At 70.4% G+C, this 18,378-nt stretch carries 16 protein-coding genes and 2 tRNA genes; 4 read left to right on the top strand and 14 right to left on the bottom strand.

The features are described from left to right. The 3 genes from folC to ACWEV0_RS32715 all read right to left on the bottom strand — a co-directional run. Positions 1–1,435 (bottom strand): bifunctional tetrahydrofolate synthase/dihydrofolate synthase (gene folC / locus ACWEV0_RS32725; protein ID WP_453153350.1); only part of this gene is annotated, 1,435 nt, incomplete at its 3' end. Positions 1,436–1,495: 60 nt separating this feature from the next. Next, positions 1,496–2,638: a sensor histidine kinase gene (locus tag ACWEV0_RS32720; RefSeq protein WP_453153348.1), complete on the bottom strand. Its 1,143-nt coding sequence runs from the start codon at positions 2,636–2,638 to the stop codon at positions 1,496–1,498. Positions 2,639–2,783: 145 nt separating this feature from the next. Continuing rightward, the gene (locus ACWEV0_RS32715; protein WP_453153347.1) at positions 2,784–5,405 is read right to left on the bottom strand and encodes a valine--tRNA ligase; all 2,622 of its coding nucleotides are present in this window, start codon (positions 5,403–5,405) and stop codon (positions 2,784–2,786) included. Between the two features lie 150 nt (positions 5,406–5,555). On the opposite strand from ACWEV0_RS32715, the gene ACWEV0_RS32710 reads away from it, so the two are divergent. Further along, positions 5,556–6,551, top strand: coding sequence for a hypothetical protein (locus ACWEV0_RS32710; protein ID WP_453153346.1), 996 nt, complete (start codon positions 5,556–5,558; stop codon positions 6,549–6,551). A 97-nt stretch (positions 6,552–6,648) separates the two neighbouring features. On the opposite strand, the gene ACWEV0_RS32705 is transcribed toward ACWEV0_RS32710, so the two are convergent. The 6 genes from ACWEV0_RS32705 to ACWEV0_RS32680 all read right to left on the bottom strand — a co-directional run bounded on the left by ACWEV0_RS32705 (position 6,649) and on the right by ACWEV0_RS32680 (position 11,651). Then, complete coding sequence (locus ACWEV0_RS32705) at positions 6,649–6,783, bottom strand: hypothetical protein (protein WP_453153344.1); 135 nt, start codon at positions 6,781–6,783, stop codon at positions 6,649–6,651. A gap of 205 nt (positions 6,784–6,988) precedes the next feature. Further along, positions 6,989–8,272, bottom strand: a complete 1,284-nt coding sequence (clpX, locus tag ACWEV0_RS32700) for an ATP-dependent Clp protease ATP-binding subunit ClpX (RefSeq protein ID WP_389206153.1) — start codon at positions 8,270–8,272, stop codon at positions 6,989–6,991. Between the two features lie 168 nt (positions 8,273–8,440). After that, positions 8,441–9,106, bottom strand: a complete 666-nt coding sequence (locus ACWEV0_RS32695; RefSeq protein ID WP_403792909.1) for an ATP-dependent Clp protease proteolytic subunit — start codon at positions 9,104–9,106, stop codon at positions 8,441–8,443. A 65-nt stretch (positions 9,107–9,171) separates the two neighbouring features. Further along, positions 9,172–9,789, bottom strand: coding sequence for an ATP-dependent Clp protease proteolytic subunit (locus ACWEV0_RS32690; protein WP_451611650.1), 618 nt, complete (start codon positions 9,787–9,789; stop codon positions 9,172–9,174). A gap of 260 nt (positions 9,790–10,049) precedes the next feature. Then, positions 10,050–11,429, bottom strand: a complete 1,380-nt coding sequence (gene tig, locus ACWEV0_RS32685; protein WP_453153343.1) for a trigger factor — start codon at positions 11,427–11,429, stop codon at positions 10,050–10,052. 145 nt (positions 11,430–11,574) lie between these two features. Beyond that, positions 11,575–11,651, bottom strand: a tRNA-Pro gene (locus ACWEV0_RS32680). Between the two features lie 133 nt (positions 11,652–11,784). Here ACWEV0_RS32680 and ACWEV0_RS32675 point away from each other — a divergent pair. After that, positions 11,785–11,858: transfer RNA gene (locus ACWEV0_RS32675), tRNA-Gly, on the top strand. An 81-nt stretch (positions 11,859–11,939) separates the two neighbouring features. Here ACWEV0_RS32675 and ACWEV0_RS32670 read toward each other — a convergent pair. The 3 genes from ACWEV0_RS32670 to ACWEV0_RS32660 form a co-directional block, all read right to left on the bottom strand. Further along, the gene (locus ACWEV0_RS32670) at positions 11,940–12,134 is read right to left on the bottom strand and encodes a hypothetical protein (protein ID WP_389206162.1); all 195 of its coding nucleotides are present in this window, start codon (positions 12,132–12,134) and stop codon (positions 11,940–11,942) included. 168 nt (positions 12,135–12,302) lie between these two features. Continuing rightward, positions 12,303–12,764, bottom strand: coding sequence for an HD domain-containing protein (locus tag ACWEV0_RS32665; protein WP_453153342.1), 462 nt, complete (start codon positions 12,762–12,764; stop codon positions 12,303–12,305). 5 nt (positions 12,765–12,769) lie between these two features. Continuing rightward, on the bottom strand, positions 12,770–13,915 hold the full coding sequence (locus ACWEV0_RS32660) for a PP2C family protein-serine/threonine phosphatase (protein WP_453153341.1): 1,146 nt from the start codon (positions 13,913–13,915) through the stop codon (positions 12,770–12,772). A gap of 107 nt (positions 13,916–14,022) precedes the next feature. Here ACWEV0_RS32660 and ACWEV0_RS32655 point away from each other — a divergent pair, with 107 nt between their 5' ends. After that, a complete protein-coding gene (locus ACWEV0_RS32655) occupies positions 14,023–15,252 on the top strand; it encodes a GNAT family N-acetyltransferase (RefSeq protein ID WP_453153340.1) in 1,230 nt (409 codons plus the stop codon). On the opposite strand, the gene ACWEV0_RS32650 is transcribed toward ACWEV0_RS32655, so the two are convergent. Continuing rightward, entirely contained in the window at positions 15,249–16,073 is an 825-nt protein-coding gene (locus tag ACWEV0_RS32650) for an Fpg/Nei family DNA glycosylase (protein ID WP_453153339.1), read from the bottom strand. The two genes, ACWEV0_RS32655 and ACWEV0_RS32650, sit on opposite strands and share 4 nt — an antisense overlap. After that, positions 16,073–16,567, bottom strand: a complete 495-nt coding sequence (locus tag ACWEV0_RS32645; RefSeq protein ID WP_403792898.1) for a ribose-5-phosphate isomerase — start codon at positions 16,565–16,567, stop codon at positions 16,073–16,075. Before ACWEV0_RS32645 ends, ACWEV0_RS32650 begins: the two co-directional genes overlap by 1 nt. A gap of 203 nt (positions 16,568–16,770) precedes the next feature. Between ACWEV0_RS32645 and ACWEV0_RS32640 the strand changes: the two genes are divergently transcribed. Then, positions 16,771–18,234, top strand: a complete 1,464-nt coding sequence (locus tag ACWEV0_RS32640) for an amino acid permease (protein ID WP_453153338.1) — start codon at positions 16,771–16,773, stop codon at positions 18,232–18,234. The last annotated feature ends 144 nt before the right edge of the window (positions 18,235–18,378 follow it).

Raw genomic sequence — 18,378 nt, 5'->3', positions numbered from 1 at the left:
CCGCGCCCGCCACCCCCCCCTCCCCGCGCGCGCCCCGCCCCGGCCCCACCACGACCCGCTCCTCGCCGAAGACCTCGACCGCGAGCGCGGCGAGCTCGTCGACGTCGGTGGAGCGCGGGTTGGAGTTCGCGGTGATCACGACCTCCGCGAAGATCGGCTCGAAGGCCTCGAGCAGCCCGCGGGCGTCCTTGTCGGAGCTGGTCGCCACGACGCCGATGAGCCGGGAGAAGCCGAAGGACTCGGTGATGCCGTCGGCGGTGGCCCGGGCGCCGTGCGGGTTGTGCGCCGCGTCCAGGACGACCGTCGGGGACTTGCGCACGACCTCCAGCCGGCCCGGCGAGGCCACCTGGGCGAAGGCGCGGCGGATCACGTCGATGTCGAGCGCGCGGGCGTGCTGCGCGCCGATGCCGAAGAAGGCCTCGACCGCGGCGAGCGCCACCGCCGCGTTGTGCGCCTGGTGCGCCCCGTACAGCGGCAGGAACACCTCGGGGTACTCGCCGCCGAGGCCGCGCAGGGTCAGCAGCTGCCCGCCGACCGCGACCTCGCGCGAGACGACGCCGAACTCCATGCCCTCGCGGGCCACGGTGGCGTCCACGTCGACGGCCTTCTTCAGGAGCACCTGGGCCGCGTCCACGGGCTGCTGGGCGAGGATCACGGTCGCGCCCGGCTTGATGATCCCGGACTTCTCGCCGGCGATCTCGCCGGGCGTCTCGCCGAGCCGGTCCGTGTGGTCGAGGTCGATGGGGGTGACGACGGCGACGGAGGCGTCGATGACGTTCGTCGCGTCCCAGGTGCCGCCCATGCCGACCTCGACGACGGCCGCGTCGACCGGGGCGTCGGCGAAGGCCGCGTACGCCATTCCGGTGAGGACCTCGAAGAACGAGAGGCGGTACTCCTCGCGCTCGTCGACCAGCTCGACCATCGGCGCGATGTCCCGGTACGTCTCGACGAACCGCTCCGGGTCGATCGGGGCGCCGTCCAGGCTGATGCGCTCGGTGATGGTCTGCACGTGCGGCGAGGTGTAGCGGCCGGTGCGCAGGTCGAAGGCGCCGAGCAGGGCCTCGATCATGCGGGCGGTGGAGGTCTTGCCGTTGGTGCCCGTGATGTGGATCGACGGGTACGCGCGCTGCGGCTCGCCCAGCACGTCCATCAGGGCCGCGATCCGCTTGACCGAGGGCTCCAGCTTGGTCTCGCCCCAGCGGGTGGACAGCTCGGTCTCGACGTCGCGCAGCGCCTTGTCGACCTCGGGGTCGGCGGGACGGCTCGGCACCGGGTCGCCCTGCGGCGGACCGGCCATGGCGCGCAGGGTGCGGCTGCCGGCCTCGATCACCGCCAGGTCGGGGTCGCGGTCGGTTTCGGTGTCGACGATGTCGTCGAACACGTCGCCGTGGTCGCTGTCGTCGAACTGGTCGCGGTCGTCGCGGGGCTCACTCACGCACCCAGTCTACGAAGCGCCACCGACAAGGCCCCACAGGACCCGGCAGGGCGTCCCCGGCTAGCGCAGCCCCGCCGGCAGCGACGCCCGCACCACGTACGCCCCGTGCTCGCGCCCCGCGTCCAGCGTGCCGCCCATGCTCGTGACGCGTTCGGCCATCGAGACCAGGCCGGTGCCGGTGGAGACGGGGGCGCGGTCGGGCGGGGCCGGGGGCAGCGGGTTGCGGACCTCGATGCCGAGGACGTCCGGGTCGCCGACCCTGATGGTGACGGTCACCGGGAGGCCCGGCGCGTGCTTGGCGGCGTTCGTGAGGCACTCGCGCACCACGCGGTGAACGGCCGCCTGGCGCAGCGGCGACAGCGCCTTCGCCTCCGCCGCGACCTCCAGGTGCACCGGGCTGCCCGTCCGCTCGCTCTCCTCGGCGAGCGCGGCGAGACCGTCGAGGCCCGGCGTGGCGGCGGGGTCGTCGACGCGCCGCACGATGGTCTCGTTGAGCATGCGGTGGGCGCGCCGGGCGGTCTCGGAGAGCTCCTCGAAGTCCTGCTGGTGCGCCTCTCCCCTGGCCCGTACGGCGAGCACCTCGGCCCGCACCGCGAGCAGCGTCAGCTCCCGGCCGACCAGGTCGTGGACGTCACGGCCGACGGAGATCCGCTCCTCCTGGACGGCCTGCCGGGCGGCGGCCTCGCGGCGCTGGACCTCCAGGGCGCGCACCAGGTCGTGGCGGAAGGCGGCGATGCCGACGCCGGCGGCGAGGACGCCGATGGGGACGACGAGGCTGAGGAAGTCGCTGAGCGTCTCGCCGTGGCGTTCGGGCCAGCCGGGCAGGTTGAAGTAGACGTAGGCGGCGCCCGCGTAGAGCAGGGTGGCGAGCACGGCGACCCGGCGGCCCCGGAAGCGGCCGAGCGAGTACAGCGCGAACTGGATCATCGTCAGCTCGTGCAGCCAGCCCATCATGAAGATCGCCACCACGAAGGGCACCCAGGGCGCCTTCCGCCGCAGCACCAGCGTCGCCGCGCCGGCCGCGAGGACCAGGGTCGCGGTGATGCCGGTGAGCGAGTTGTCGGCGCGGGCGAGGCCCGGCACGTCCAGGACCATCAGGCCGAAGGCGAAGACCGCGGCGACGACGTCCATCGCCCGGGGCGACACCGCCCACCGGTCCACGCAGCGGCGCAGCGCGCGGACGGAGGCGGGAAGGGGAAGCATGCGTTCCATCATCCCGGGTCCTTGGTCCCCGCGCCGGGGACCTGAAGTCCCGTCGAATGTGAGATCGGACATACCAGGCATATACGAAAGGGGTCCGGAACCGTCAGCGGTTCCGGACCCCTTCGTCATGCGGTGGCCGTACGGGCTACGCCTGCGGCAGGCGCTCCAGCTGCGCCTGGATGCGGGCGATGTCCTCGTCCGCCTTGGCGAGCCGGCCCTTGATCTTGTCCACGACGTTGTCGGGGGCCTTGGCCAGGAAGGCCTCGTTGCCCAGCTTGCCCTCGGCCTGCGCCTTCTCCTTCTCGGCGGCGGCCAGGTCCTTCGCGAGCCGCTTGCGCTCGGCGGCCACGTCGATCGTGCCCGACAGGTCGAGCGAGACCGTCGCACCGGCGACCGGCAGGGAGGCGGTGACGGAGAAGCCCTCGCCCTCCGGCTGGAGGCGGAGCAGCTGGCGGATGGCGGCCTCGTGCGCGGCGAGCGGCGTGCCGTCCAGCTCCAGGCGGGCCGGGACCTTCTGGCCCGGCTGGAGGCCCTGGTCGGCGCGGAAGCGGCGGACCTCGGTGACGACCTGCTGCAGGTTCTCGATCTCGGCCTCGGCGGCGTCGTCGCGGAAGCCGCTGTCCTCGGGCCACTCGGCGATGACGAGCGACTCGCGGCCGGTGAGCGTGGTCCACAGTGCGTCGGTGACGAACGGGACGATCGGGTGCAGCAGGCGCAGCATCACGTCCAGGACCTCGCCGAGGACCCGGCCGGAGACCTTGGCCTGCTCGCCGCCCGCGAAGAACGTCGTCTTCGAGAGCTCGACGTACCAGTCGAAGACCTCGTCCCACGCGAAGTGGTACAGGGCGTCGCTGAGCTTCGCGAACTGGTAGTCCTCGTAGAGCGCGTCGACCTGCGCGACCGTCTTGTTGAGCCGGGACAGGATCCAGCGGTCCGTCGCGGACAGCTGCTCGACCAGCGGCAGCTCGCCCTCGATGGTCGCGCCGTTCATCAGCGCGAAGCGGGTGGCGTTCCAGATCTTGTTGGCGAAGTTCCGGGACGCCTTGACCCAGTCCTCGCCGATCGGGACGTCGACGCCGGGGTTGGCGCCGTTGGCCAGGGTGAAGCGGACGGCGTCGGAGCCGTACTGGTCCATCCAGTCCAGCGGGTTGACCACGTTGCCGAAGGACTTCGACATCTTCTTGCCGTTCTGGTCACGGACCATGCCGTGCAGCGCGATGGTGTGGAACGGCGGGGTGCCGTCCATCGCGTAGAGGCCGAACATCATCATCCGGGCGACCCAGAAGAAGAGGATGTCGTAGCCGGTGACCAGGACGGAGTTCGGATAGAACTTCTTGAGGCTCTCGGTCTGCTCGGGCCAGCCCAGCGTGGAGAACGGCCACAGGCCGGAGGAGAACCAGGTGTCGAGGACGTCGGTGTCCTGGTACCAGCCCTCGCCGGCGGGCGGCTGCTCGTCCGGTCCGACGCAGACGACCTCGCCGTTCGGGCCGTACCAGACCGGGATGCGGTGGCCCCACCACAGCTGGCGCGAGATGCACCAGTCGTGCAGGTTGTCGACCCAGTCGAAGTACCGCTTCTCCATCTCCTGCGGGTGGATCTTGACCTTGCCGTCGCGGACCGCGTCACCGGCGGCCTTCGCGAGCGGGCCGACCTTGACCCACCACTGCATCGACAGGCGCGGCTCGATGGTGGTCTTGCAGCGCGAGCAGTGGCCGACGGAGTGGGTGTACGGGCGCTTCTCGGCGACGATCCGGCCGTCGGCGCGCAGCGCGGCGACGATGGCGGAACGGGCCTCCAGGCGGTCCAGGCCCTGGAAGGGGCCGTGGACGGTGATGACCGCGTGCTCGTCCATCACGGCGATCGACGGCAGGGAGTGCCGCTGGCCGATCTCGAAGTCGTTCGGGTCGTGCGCCGGGGTCACCTTGACGGCGCCGGTGCCGAACTCCGGGTCGACGTGCGTGTCGGCGACGACCGGGATGCGGCGGCCGGTCAGCGGCAGCTCGATCTCGGTGCCGACGAGGTGCTTGTACCGCTCGTCGTCCGGGTGGACGGCGACGGCCGTGTCACCGAGCATCGTCTCGGCGCGGGTCGTCGCGACGACGATGGACGCGTCGCCTTCGCCGTACCGGATGGAGACGAGCTCACCGTCGTCGTCCTGGTACTCGACCTCGATGTCGGAGATCGCGGTGAGGCAGCGCGGGCACCAGTTGATGATGCGCTCGGCGCGGTAGATCAGCTCGTCGTCGTAGAGCTTCTTGAAGATGGTCTGGACGGCCTGCGACAGGCCCTCGTCCATGGTGAAGCGCTCGCGCGACCAGGCGACGCCGTCACCGAGGCGGCGCATCTGGCCGGAGATCTGTCCGCCGGACTCGGCCTTCCACTTCCAGACGCGCTCGACGAACGCCTCGCGGCCCAGGTCGTGGCGGGACTTGCCCTCCTTGGCCAGCTCGCGCTCGACGACGTTCTGGGTGGCGATGCCGGCGTGGTCCATGCCGGGCTGCCACAGCGTCTCGTAACCCTGCATCCGCTTGCGGCGGGTGAGGGCGTCGATGAGCGTGTGCTCGAAGGCGTGGCCCAGGTGGAGCGAGCCGGTGACGTTCGGCGGCGGGATGACGATGGTGTACGGAGGCTTGTCGCTCTTCTCGTCCGCCTCGAAGTAGCCGCGCTCTACCCAGCGCTCGTACAGCGGCCCCTCTACCTCGGCCGGCGTGTACTGGGTCGGCAATTCGGTGGTGGCTGCTGTCTGCTGCTGAGTGTTCTCGGTCACGGGCCCAGTTTAGGGGTGTCCCCCGTCCGACTTGAAACGCGATTGTTCCGTAACGGTGTGACCCCCACCGCCCCGGCGCGGCAAGGCTTCCGACAGGATGTTCGCTACGCATAAACATCCTGTGAGGGATCTTGTGAGGGGAAGCAGTCGATGAGCTACAACCAGCCAGGGCCGTACGGCGGCGGTCAGCCGAACCCGTACGGGCAGCAGCCCGGCCAGCCCGGTCCGTACGGCCAGCCGCCGCAGGCCCCGTACGGTCAGCCGCCGCAGGCCCCGCAGCCCGGCTACGGCTACCCCCAGCAGGCCCCGCAGGGCGTCCCGCCGCAGCAGCCGTACGGCGGCCAGCCGGGGTACGGGCAGCAGCCGCCGAACCCGTACGGCCAGCCGCCGCAGGCCCCGTACGGGCAGCAGCCGCAGGCCCCGTACGGCGCGCCGCAGGGTCCGGGCGGCTACATGCCTCCGCCGCCCGCGCCGAAGAAGTCCAAGGCGCCGCTGACCATCGGCATCGTGGCCGCGGTCGTCGGTCTCGCGATCGGCGCGTACTACGCGTTCGGCGGCGGTGGCGGCGCGAACGTGGCGGACGACGGCCCGCACAAGCTGATCACCCCGGCCACCGTGCTCACCGAGTACAAGAAGTCCGACAAGGACAAGCCCTCCAACGACAAGAAGTCGCTGGAGGAGGCCGAGAAGGACGGCGTCAAGAACGCCACCGAGGTCGGGGCCCAGTACCAGGTCAAGGACGAGGCCAACCCGCTCGCCGGCAAGCTGATCCAGTTCAACGGACTCTACGGCCAGATCGACGACCCCGAGAAGGTCGTCGACACCGTCTTCGCCGCCATCAAGACCCAGTCGGAGCAGGACAAGAGCAGCGACGACAAGGCGACCCTGGAGGGCAGCCCGCAGGCGTACACGCCGGCGGACCTCGACGGCGCCGTCCTCAAGTGCCAGCAGGCCAAGACCGCGGCCAACCCGGCCGAGAAGACCCCGGCGATCGCCATGAACTTCTGCGTGTGGGCCGACCACAGCACGGTGGGCATGGTCGTCCCGGTCGATCTGGCCTCGGTGCTCTCGGGCAGGGGCATGTCCGGCGAGGACGCCGCAGCCCTCACGGCCAAGTTCCGCAAGGAAGTTCGCGTCAAGGCCTGATCGGACCTCCTGCTGCAGGATGCCCGGCCGGCCGATCCGATCGGCCGGGCGCCTCCCGGACCACGCACCCTCTACGCGGGCGGGTCACCGTCGCCTTTCAGGCCAGGCGGCACGCCGTGGTCGCCTGATAGGGCTTGACCCCGCTGGACACGAGCAGCGGGTCCTGGGCAGGCGCGGCGGCCACCACGGGCACGACCGTCGCGGCACCGGTTACACACAGGGCGGCGATCATGCGCTGCAACTTCGCTCGAAGCATCCGTTTCCCCAGGATCCAGGTGGAACCGGCAAGTTGGTCGAAGGCAAGCCGACCATGATCGAGACATTTCCAGCAAGTTCTTTTGTCCGATACGGCTTGATTTGTGCGGCACGCCGCCAGGCAAAAGGGGCGCCCCCGCCGAGTCGTTCGGCGGGGGCGCCCCTTCGCGTACGTCGGGCGGCTACGCGCTCTTCTCGTGCCTGCCGTCGTGCTTCACGATCCTCGGCACCAGCGTCGGGTTCACGTTGTCACGGACCACGTCCGCCGTGATGACCACGCGGGCCACGTCCTTGCGGGACGGGACCTCGTACATCACCGACTGGAGGACCTCCTCCATGATGGCGCGCAGGCCGCGCGCGCCGGTGCCGCGGAGGATGGCCTGGTCGGCGATGGCCTCCAGGGCGGGGCGGTCGAAGTCCAGCTCCACGCCGTCGAGTTCGAAGAGGCGCTGGTACTGCTTGACCAGCGCGTTGCGCGGCTCGACGAGGATCTTGAGCAGGGCCTCGCGGTCCAGGTTGTGCACCGAGGTGATGACGGGGAGACGGCCGATGAACTCGGGGATCATCCCGAACTTCACCAGGTCCTCCGGCATGACCTCCTGGAACTGGTCGCTCGCCTCGATCTCGCGCTTGGAGCGGATGGTCGCCCCGAAGCCGATGCCCTTGGCGCCGGCCCGCGACTCGATGATCTTCTCCAGGCCGGCGAAGGCGCCGCCCACGATGAAGAGCACGTTCGTCGTGTCGATCTGGATGAACTCCTGGTGCGGGTGCTTCCGGCCGCCCTGCGGCGGCACGGAGGCGGTGGTGCCCTCCAGGATCTTCAGCAGGGCCTGCTGCACGCCCTCGCCGGAGACGTCCCGCGTGATCGACGGGTTTTCGCTCTTACGGGCGACCTTGTCGATCTCGTCGATGTAGATGATCCCGGTCTCGGCCTTCTTGACGTCGTAGTCGGCCGCCTGGATCAGCTTGAGCAGGATGTTCTCGACGTCCTCGCCGACATAGCCGGCCTCCGTCAGCGCGGTGGCGTCGGCGATCGCGAACGGAACGTTCAGCATCCGGGCCAGGGTCTGTGCCAGGAGCGTCTTGCCGGAGCCGGTCGGGCCGAGCAGCAGGATGTTGGACTTCGCCAGCTCGATGGCGTCGTCCCGGCCCTGCGCGCCGCCGTTCTCGCCGGCCTGGACGCGCTTGTAGTGGTTGTAGACCGCGACCGAGAGGGCCTTCTTCGCGGGCTCCTGCCCGACGACGTACCCCTCGAGGAACTCGTAGATCTCGCGGGGCTTCGGGAGTTCCTCCCACCGCACCTCGCTCGTCTCCGCGAGTTCTTCCTCGATGATCTCGTTGCAGAGGTCGATGCACTCGTCGCAGATGTACACACCGGGTCCTGCGATGAGCTTCTTCACCTGCTTCTGGCTCTTTCCGCAGAACGAGCACTTGAGCAGATCGCCGCCATCACCGATGCGTGCCACGAGGTGCTTCCCCTTCGCCTGGGAGCGCTTGGTTCAGCGACTCCTGGTGCCTCATATTCGACGGTACCTTGCCGGGCCCCCCGTTCGGGCCCCCCTTGGCGCGGTTGGCATGGTCGGAATTCGGCCATGCCGCCCGTCCTGCCTCCCGCGCCACGGGAACGTCGAGCGTCAGACTGCCGAGGCGGCCGTGCTCTTGCGGGTCGAGATGATCTGGTCGATCAGGCCGTACGCGAGGGCGTCCTCGGCGGTCAGGATCTTGTCGCGCTCGATGTCGTCGCGGATCTTCTCGATCGGAGTGGTGGAGTGCTTGGCCAGCATCTCCTCCAGCTGGCTGCGCATGCGCAGGATCTCGCGGGCCGCGATCTCCAGGTCGGAGAGCTGCTCACGGCCGGTGCCACCGGACGGCTGGTGGATCAGCACGCGGGCGTTCGGCAGCGCCATGCGCTTGCCGGGGGTGCCGGCGGCCAGCAGGATGGCCGCGGCGGAGGCCGCCTGGCCCATGCAGACCGTCTGGATGTCCGGCTTCACGAACTGCATCGTGTCGTAGATGGCGGTCAGCGCGGTGAAGGAGCCACCGGGGCTGTTGATGTAGATCGAGATGTCGCGGTCCGGGTCCATCGACTCCAGGCAGAGCAGCTGCGCCATGACGTCGTTGGCGGAGGCGTCGTCGATCTGCACGCCGAGGAAGATCACGCGCTCCTCGAAGAGCTTCGCGTACGGGTCGTACTCGCGGATGCCCTGAGAGGTGCGCTCGACGAAGCGCGGGACGACATAGCGGTTGTCCACCTGCGGGCCCGTGTAGAGGCCGCTCGCGGAGAAGTTCGGGGTGGTCATGGGGCTGTTCACCATCCTGAGGGCGGGTGGGAGGGCTGGGGCTGTCGGAACGGGCTGCCGGGTGCTCAGGCGCCCGTGCCGCCGCCGCCCGGGACACCCGCGGCGTGGGTGATGATGTCGTCGATGAGGCCGTACTCCTTGGCCTCCTCCGCGGTGAACCAGCGGTCGCGGTCGCCGTCGCGGATGATCCGCTCGACGGTCTGACCGGAGTGCTCCGCGGTGATCTCGGCCATGCGCTGCTTCGTGCGGAGCAGGTAGTCGGCCTGGATCTTGATGTCCGAGGCGGTGCCGCCGATGCCGGCGGAGCCCTGGTGCATCAGGATGTCGGTGTTCGGCAGCGCGAAGCGCTTGCCGGCGGTACCGCCGGTGAGCAGGAACTGGCCCATGGACGCGGCCATGCCCATACCGATGGTCACGACGTCGTTGGGGATGTACTGCATGGTGTCGTAGACGGCCATGCCGGCCGTCACGGAGCCACCGGGGCTGTTGATGTAGAGGTAGATGTCCTTCTCCGGGTCGGCGGCCAGGAGGAGCATCTGCGCGGTGATCTTGTTGGCGATGTCGTCGTCGACCTGCTGGCCGAGGAAGATGATGCGCTCGCCGAGCAGCCGGTTGTAGACATGGTCGCCGAGGCCACCACCGATGGACGGCTCACCCGCGGCGTAAGGCTTCAGATTCGTCACGTATCCACCTGCTCGTCTCCGACGGCCCCGTGCCGTCTCGCGTCTCGTTCTGAGGGCAGTGCCCCCGTATCCATGGACCCTAACGCGCTGGTAGGCGGGCGCCATCCCGGTTCCCGAACTGTTCGCTGGGAGCGCAAGGTAGTTGGGGGCGCATAAAGGGCTCGAACTACGTCCACGGGCCCGGACGCACAGCTGTGCGTCCGGGCCCGTGGTGCGGGATCAGCGGGCTTCACCGGGCGGCCTGGGCCGCCCGACGGGCCTTACTTGTCCTCGGAGACCTCGGCGTCGCCGGTGACGGCCTCGACCGTCTCGGTGGCCTGCTCCTCGTCCTCGTCGGACAGGTCCACGACCTCACCGTTGGTGTCGACGACCTTGGCGGCCTCGACGACGACCGCGAGGGCCTTGCCGCGGGCGACCTCGCCGACGAGCATCGGCACCTGGCCGCCCTGGACGACGGCCTGGGCGAACTGGTCGGGGGACATGCCGGAGGAGGCGGCACGGCGCATCAGGTGCTCGGTGAGCTCGTCCTGCTCGACGTTGAGCTTCTCCTGGGAGACCAGCTCGTCGAGGAGGAACTGGGTCTTGATGCCCTTGATGGCCTGCTCGCGCGTCTCGGCGTCGAACTCCTCCTCGGTCTTGCCCTGGAACTCCAGGTACTTCGCGAGGTCGAGGCCCATCTGGCCGAGCTGGTGGTGCTCCAGGTTGTGCTTGCGGGTGTTGATCTCCTCCTCGAGCAGCTTCTCGGGGACGGGGATCTCCGCCAGCTCCAGGAACTTCTCCAGGACGCGCTCCTGGGCCTGGGTGGCCTGGTCGAACTGCTTCATGTTCTCGAGGCGCTTGCGGCTGTCGGCCTTGAGCTCGTCGAGGGTGTCGAACTCCGACGCCATCTGCGCGAACTCGTCGTCCAGCTCGGGGAGCTCACGGGCGGCGACGGCGGTGACCTTGACGGTGACCTCGGCCTCCTTGCCCGCGGCCGAGCCGCCCTTCAGCTCGGAGGTGAAGGTGGCCTCGCCGCCGGCCTCCAGGCCGGTGACGGCGGCGTCGATGCCGTCGAGCAGCTCGCCGGAGCCGATGGTGTACGAGACGCCCTCGGCGACACCGTCGGGCAGGACCTCGCCCTCGACCTTGGCCTCGAGGTCGATGGTGACGACGTCACCCTCGGCGGCGGCGCGCTCGACCGGGTTCGTGGAGGCGAAGCGCTCGCGCAGCTGCTCCACGGACTTCTCGACGTCCTCGTCGGTGACCTCGATGGCGTCGACCTCGACCTCGATGCCGGAGTAGTCCGGGATCTCGATGGCCGGGCGGACGTCGACCTCGGCGGTGAAGGAGAGCAGCTCGCCGTCCTTCAGCTCCGTGATGTCGACCTCGGGCTGGCCCAGCGGGTTGACCTCGGCCTCGTTGACCGCGGCGTTGTAGAGCTTCGGGAGGGCGTCGTTGACGGCCTCCTCCAGCACCGCACCGCGGCCGAAGCGCTGGTCGATGACGCGCGCGGGGATCTTGCCCTTGCGGAAGCCCTTGACCGTGACCTGCTGGTTGATCTTCTTGTACGCCGCGTCGAGGCTGTCCTTGAGCTCCTCGAAGGGCACCTCGACAGTGAGCCGAACCCGGGTCGGGTTCAGGGTCTCCACGGCGCTCTTCACGGTTCGGTCTCCTTGTGGCTGATTCCTGGTTTCCGGCGGCGCCGCCAGGGGCGGTTCCGGCCGATCGGCCCGGTCAGAGAGACACACGGGCACGCAGCTTGCATAGTAACCGCAAGCGGCTCGCGCCCCACAACGTGATCTTGGCTGGTCGGGGTGGCGGGATTTGAACCCACGGCCTTCCGCTCCCAAAGCGGACGCGCTACCAAGCTGCGCCACACCCCGTCGGTGCGACACGTAGGGTACATGGACGGAGACGGTGCGACGCCCCCTCTTTCCGAGGGGCGTGCGGGGACCCGCCCGGACCCGCTACGATGGCGTCCGTGCCGCGGCCGTGATGGCCTGCGGCGCAGTGCTTGCGGGCGTAGCTCAATGGTAGAGCCCTAGTCTTCCAAACTAGCTACGCGGGTTCGATTCCCGTCGCCCGCTCCAGGTATGGCGAAAGGCCCCGCGGACCGTGTCCGCGGGGCCTTTCGTCGTATCGCCTCGGCGTAGCGCCACAGGCCGTCGAGATCAGAACTTGATGGAGGCGATCGACGCCGTTATCGAGTCCAGGAAGTTCTGGATGTTGGGCGCCATGCCGGTGGACGCGAGGAAGAAACCGAAGAGGACCGCGACGACGGCCGGGCCGGCCTTGAGGTTTCCGCCACGGATCAACACCACCAGGATGATCGCCAACAGCAGCACCACGGACAGTGAGATGGCCACAACTGATCACACCCTCGGTCGGTTTCGCCTTGCCGCCCGGGAGCGCACGCCACAGAACACCCCCGCCGCACCTATCGTGCCACCAACTTCCTGCCCCGTGAGGGTGGGTGACGAATCGTCGCCGTAAGATTCCGGCCAACATGACGAATTTCGTCTTGATCGTTTCTCTCAGGGCGAAGCTTCGAGGCCGAGCAGGGCCCGGACCCGGGCGTACTTGGCGGTGAGCCGGTCCCGGGTCGCCGGATCGAGCACCGCGAGCCGCTCCGGGTCGGCGTTGTGCGCGAGATCGGCCTCCTTGACCAGCAGGGCGCCCGGGGTGGCGAGGATCCGCCGCGCGTAGTCCTCCGGCGCCTCGCCGGGGCGCTTGGTGAGCGCGAGCACCATGGCCTTCACCTCGGCGGGCAGCGCCGCCCCCGCCAGCCACTCCTCCGACAGCGCCTGGTCCTCGACGGCGTCGTGCAGCCACCCGGCCGCGATCTGCCCGGGACTCCCGCCCCGCGCCCGTACGCCCTCGGCGACGGCCCGCAGGTGCTCGGCGTACGGCCGCCCGGCCTTGTCGGTCTGCCCGGCGTGGGCGGCGACGGCGAGCGCCTCGATCTCCGGGAGCGAGAGAGGTGCGGGGCCGGTCATGGCGGTCATCCCTTGCGGCTGATGAGGAGCAGGGCGCGGTCGTCGTTGACGTCCTTGGCGCAGGCTTCGATGAGGTGCCAGGCGGCGCCCTCGAAGCCGGCGGCGACATAGCGGTCGGCCTCGCCGGTGAGGCGGTCGATGCCCTCGGTGAGGTCGCGTTCGGCGCTCTCGACGAGGCCGTCGGTGAAGAGCATGAGGACGTCGCCGGGGCGCAGGGAGCCCTTGACCGGGTGGAACTCGGCGCCGTCGTAGACGCCGAGGAGGGGGCCTTCGGCGGCCTTCTCCTCCCAGCGGCCGGTGCCGGCGTGGAGCTGGAGGGCGGGCAGGTGGCCGGCGGAGAGGAGCTCGTAGTCGCCGGATTCGAGGTCGAGGACGAGGTGGACGGAGGTGGCGAAGCCCTCGTCCCAGTCCTGGCGGAGCAGATAGCCGTTGGCGGCGGGCAGGAAGCCGTGCGGGGGCAGCGAGCCGAGGAGGCCGCCGAAGGCGCCGGAGAGCAGCAGGGCGCGCGAGCCGGCGTCCATGCCCTTGCCGGAGACGTCGGTGAGGACGACTTCGAGGGTGCGGCCGGCGTTGGTGCGGGCGGCGACGACGAAGTCGCCGGAGAAGGACTGGCCGCCGGCCGGGCGCAGCGCCATCTCACGGTGCCAGCCACCGGGCAGGCGAGGCAGCGCGCTCTGCACCCGGATGCGTTCGCGCAGGTCGAAGAGCATCGTGCCGCCGCGCCGCCAGGGCACGCCGACGCGGGCCCGGAACTGCGCGATGAGCAGCCCGAAGAAGCCGCACGCGGCGACCACGAGGACGGTGCCGGGAGTGACCCGGGCCGGTCCCTGGGTGTACGGGCCGAGCACGACGGACTCTACGATGAGCCCGCCCGCGGCCGCCGCGTACAGGCCGAGCAGGCTGGCGGGGCGCAGCACGAGCCCGCCGGCCACGATCGGCAGGACGAGGGCGACCGGCGAGCACCACACCGGGTTGAGCAGGCTGCCGGCGACGATGGCCGGGACCGTGAGCAGGAGTCCCGCGAGCGCGACCCAGTCGGAGCCGTCGCCGCGGAAGTAGTCGACCGCGCTGCGGCGCAGCCCGATGCGGGCCCGGGCTGCGCTCCTGCGCATCCGGGCCGCGTTCGTGTGCACCGCTCCGCGACGTCCCATTGGCCTGGACCCTATCCATCCGATCGGAGCTCGTGCAGGGGGACCCTTGAGACAACGCGTGCGAAATCGGCTCGCGCCGGGCCTGAGGGCGCTGGTATCGGTGGCATATGACGACCGAACTGCGGGTGCTCGACCCTGCCGAGTGGGACAACTGGTTCGCGGTTCTGGAGCTCGCCTTCGGCGGGGTTCCGGAGTCGGACGAGGAGCGCGCGCTCCTGCGGGAGCTGACCGAGCCCGAGCGGTTCATCGGCGCGTGGGACGGGGACCGGTGCGTCGGTACGGCGGGCGCGTTCACCTTCCGGCTCACCGTGCCGGGCGGGGCGTCGGTCCCGGCGGCCGGGGTGACGATGGTGAGCGTGGCCGGCACGCACCGGCGGCGCGGGATCCTCACCTCGATGATGCGGCGCCAGCTGGCGGACGTACGGGCCTGGGGCGAGCCGCTCGCGGTGCTCACGGCCTCGGAGGCGGAGATCTACGGGCGGTTCGGCTACGCCGCGGCCACGTTCGCGACGCGGGCGACGATCGACACGACCCGGGTGCGGCTGGCGGTGCCGCCGGGCACGGACGGGGTGACGCTGCGGGTGACGGCCCCGGAGGAGTCGCTGGCGGCGACCGAGGCGGTGTACGCGAGGCTGGTCGCCGCCCGGCCCGGGATGCTGGCCCGGCGGCCCGGCTGGGAGCGGAAGGCGCTGCTCGACCCTCCGGACAGGCGGGAGGGCGCCTCGCCGCGGCTGTGCGTGCTCGCGGAGCGGGACGGCGAGGTGGTCGGGTACGCCCACTACGCGATCAAGCCGCAGTGGTCCCGGGCGGGCGTCGACGGGTCGGTCACGGTGCACGACCTCGCGGGGCTCGACCCGGTCACGGAGGCAGCGCTGTGGCGGTACCTGTGTTCGGTGGACCTGACCTCGCGGGTGCACGTCCACGGCCGGCCGGTCGACGACGCCTGGCAGCATCTGGTGACGGACGTCCGGCGCTGCGAGCCGACGCTGCGGGAGGGACTCTTCGTGCGGCTGGTGGACGTGGGCGCGGCGCTCCGGGCGCGCGCGTACCAGGCGCCGGTGGACGTGGTCTTCGAGGTCGAGGACGCGTTCTGCCCGTGGAACGCGGGGCGTTGGCGGCTGACCGGGAACGCGAAGGGCGCGGTGTGCGCGCGGACGGACGACGCGGCGGATGTGGCCCTGTCCGTACGGGAGTTGGGGGCGGCGTATCTGGGGGGCGTGTCGCTGGTGTCGCTGGCGTCGGCGGGCCGCGTGCGCGAGCTTCGCGCAGGCGCGTTGACGGAGGCGTCGGTGGCCTTCGGGTCACCCGTGGCGCCGTGGCTGCCGCACGGCTTCTAGCGACCCGGAGGCTGGCACCCCGGGCACCAGAACAGGTTGCGCGCCGCCAGTTCCGCCGTGCGGATCTCCGTGCCGCAGATGTGGCAGGGCTGGTGGGCGCGGCGGTAGACGTACACCTCGCCGCCGTGGTCGTCGACGCGGGGCGGACGGCCCATGGCCTCGGGGGTGTGTTCGGGGCGGACGGTGTCGATGCGGTTCAGGCGGACGCCCTCGCGCATGAGCATCACCAGGTCGGCCCAGATCGCGTCCCACTCCCCCGCGGTCAGGTCCTTGCCGGCGCGGTACGGGTCGATGCCGTGCCGGAAGAGGACCTCGGCGCGGTAGACGTTGCCGACGCCCGCGACGATCTTCTGGTCCATGAGGAGCGCCGCGATCGTCGTACGGGACCGGGAGACGCGCTGCCACGCGCGGGCGGGATCGGCGTGGACGCCGTCCTCGCGCAGCGGGTCGGGGCCGAGGCGGGCGTGTACCGCCTGCTTCTCGCCGTCGGTGATGAGCGCGCAGGTGGTGGGGCCGCGCAGGTCGACGTACGAGTCGGGGTCGGCGAGCCGCAGCCGGACCGTGTCGGTGGGCGGCGGGGCGGGGGCGTCGCCGAAGTTGACCTTGCCGAAGAGGCCGAGGTGGATGTGGACCCACTCGTCGCCGGGGAAACCCAGGAAGAGGTGCTTGCCGTGGGCCTCGGTGCGGGCGAGGACCGTGCCGTCGAGCAGTGCGGCCGAGTCGGCGAACTTGCCCTGGGGGCTGGAGACGCGCACAGGCCGGCCGCCGAACCGTTCCCGGTAGTCGGCGGCCAGCCGGTGGATGGTGTGCCCTTCGGGCATCAGGCGGTGGGCTCCTGCGGGTGGTGGGCCGGGATGGCCGGGAGCTCGCCGGTGGTCTCGTACGTCGCGAGCATGTCGATGCGGCGGGTGTGGCGCGCGTCGCCGGAGTACGGGGTCTTGAGGAAGACCTCGACGAAGCTGGTGGCCTCGTCCTGGCTGTGCATGCGGGCGCCGACGGCGACGACGTTGGCGTTGTTGTGCTCGCGGCCGAGGGCGGCGGTCTGCTCGCTCCAGGCGAGGGCGGCGCGCACCCCCTTGACCTTGTTCGCGGCGATCTGCTCGCCGTTGCCGGAGCCGCCGATCACGATGCCGAGGGCCTCCGGGTCGGCGGCGGTCTTCTCCGCGGCGCGCAGGCAGAACGGCGGGTAGTCGTCCTGGGCGTCGTAGATGTGGGGACCGCAGTCGACGGGCTCGTAGCCGTGGGCCGTGAGCCACTCGACGAGGTGGTTCTTGAGTTCGTAGCCGGCGTGGTCGGAACCGAGGTAGACGCGCATGTTCCGAGTGTGGCACGTCGGGGACGGGGTATCGGTCAGCGGGGTCGGGGCCTTGCTCCCGTCGGGTTCGTTCACTTCTGGGCCTTATGCCGTGAATGTGACCTGAGTCACGATCCGGAATCAACTCTTCCGTACTCACCGGTCGCCAGGTTTCATATCCGCAGCTCGCGACCCGAGCGCCCCCACACCAGAAGGAAGCGTTCATGAACACGCAGCCGACCCTGACGAAGGAAGGCGGCGGCACCGGAACCACCGGTGACGCGCAGCAGTCCGACGGCTCGAACGGTCTCAAGGCCGGTCTCAAGAACCGCCACCTGTCGATGATCGCCATCGGCGGCGTGATCGGCGCCGGACTCTTCGTCGGCTCCGGCTCCGGCATCGCCGCGGCCGGCCCCGCCATCCTGCTGTCCTACGCGCTCGTCGGCGCGATGGTCGTGTTCGTGATGCGGATGCTCGGCGAGATGGCCGCGGCCCGCCCGTCCTCCGGCTCCTTCTCCGCCTACGCCGACCGGGCGCTCGGCCGCTGGGCCGGCTTCACCATCGGCTGGCTGTACTGGTTCTTCTGGGTGGTCGTGCTCGCCGTCGAGGCGACCGCCGGCGCCAAGATCCTCGAGGGCTGGATCCCGGCCGTCCCGCAGTGGGGCTGGGCGCTCATCGTGATGGTGGTGCTCACCGCGACCAACCTGGCCTCGGTCTCCTCGTACGGCGAGTTCGAGTTCTGGTTCGCGGGCATCAAGGTCGTCGCCATCGGCGCCTTCGTCGTGATCGGCATGCTCGCCGTGTTCGGCGTGCTGCCCGGCTCGAAGAACCCGGGCGCGGGCTTCGCGCACCTCACCGACAGCGGGGGCTTCTTCCCGATGGGCGCCGGCGCGGTGCTCACCGGCGTCCTGATGGTCGTCTTCTCCTTCATGGGCAGCGAGATCGTCACCCTGGCCGCCGGCGAGTCCGAGGACCCGCAGAAGGCCGTCACCAAGGCGACCAACAGCGTGATCTGGCGGATCGGCGTCTTCTACCTGGGCTCGATCTTCATCGTCCTCACCCTGCTGCCGTGGCACGACAAGTCGATCGTCGACAAGGGCTCGTACGTCGCCGCCCTCGACTCCATCGGCATCCCGGCCGCCGGTCAGATCATGAACGTGATCGTCCTGACCGCCGTCCTGTCCTGCCTGAACTCGGGCCTCTACACCGCCTCCCGCATGGCCTTCTCGCTCGGCCAGCGCGGCGACGCGCCCAAGGCGTTCGCCCGCACCAACAAGCGCGGTGTCCCGACGGCGGCCATCCTCGCCTCCGTGGTCTTCGGGTTCGTCGCGGTCTTCTTCAACTACAAGTGGCCCGACACCGTCTTCGCCTTCCTGCTCAACTCCTCCGGCGCCGTCGCCCTCTTCGTCTGGCTGGTCATCTGCCTGACCCAGCTGAAGATGCGCGGGATCATCCTGCGCGAGACGCCCGAGAAGCTGGTCGTGCGGATGTGGCTCTTCCCGTACCTGACCTGGGCCACGGCCGCGATGATCGTCTTCGTCCTCGGCTACATGGTCTACGACGGCGGCAGCAACCGTGAGCAGGTCGTGCTGTCGCTGCTCGTGGCGGCGCTGGTGCTCGCGATCGGCCTGGTCAAGGACCGCGTCCAGAAGGCCAAGGGGCAGCCGGAGCTCGTCGACACGGTCTGAACCGTCCGAACGGCCTGAACGGCACCCGAAACGCGGAGGAGCTCCGTGCCCGACCTGGTCGGGCCCACAGCAGCAACGCCGGGAGCGGGGGCGAACGGCCGAACCCAAAGGGGCCCGCCGCGTACAGCGCCCCGGCCCAGCGCC

It is taken from the genome of Streptomyces sp. NPDC003943, assembly GCF_053605265.1.
This window is presented reverse-complemented; position numbering and strand designations above follow the sequence as displayed.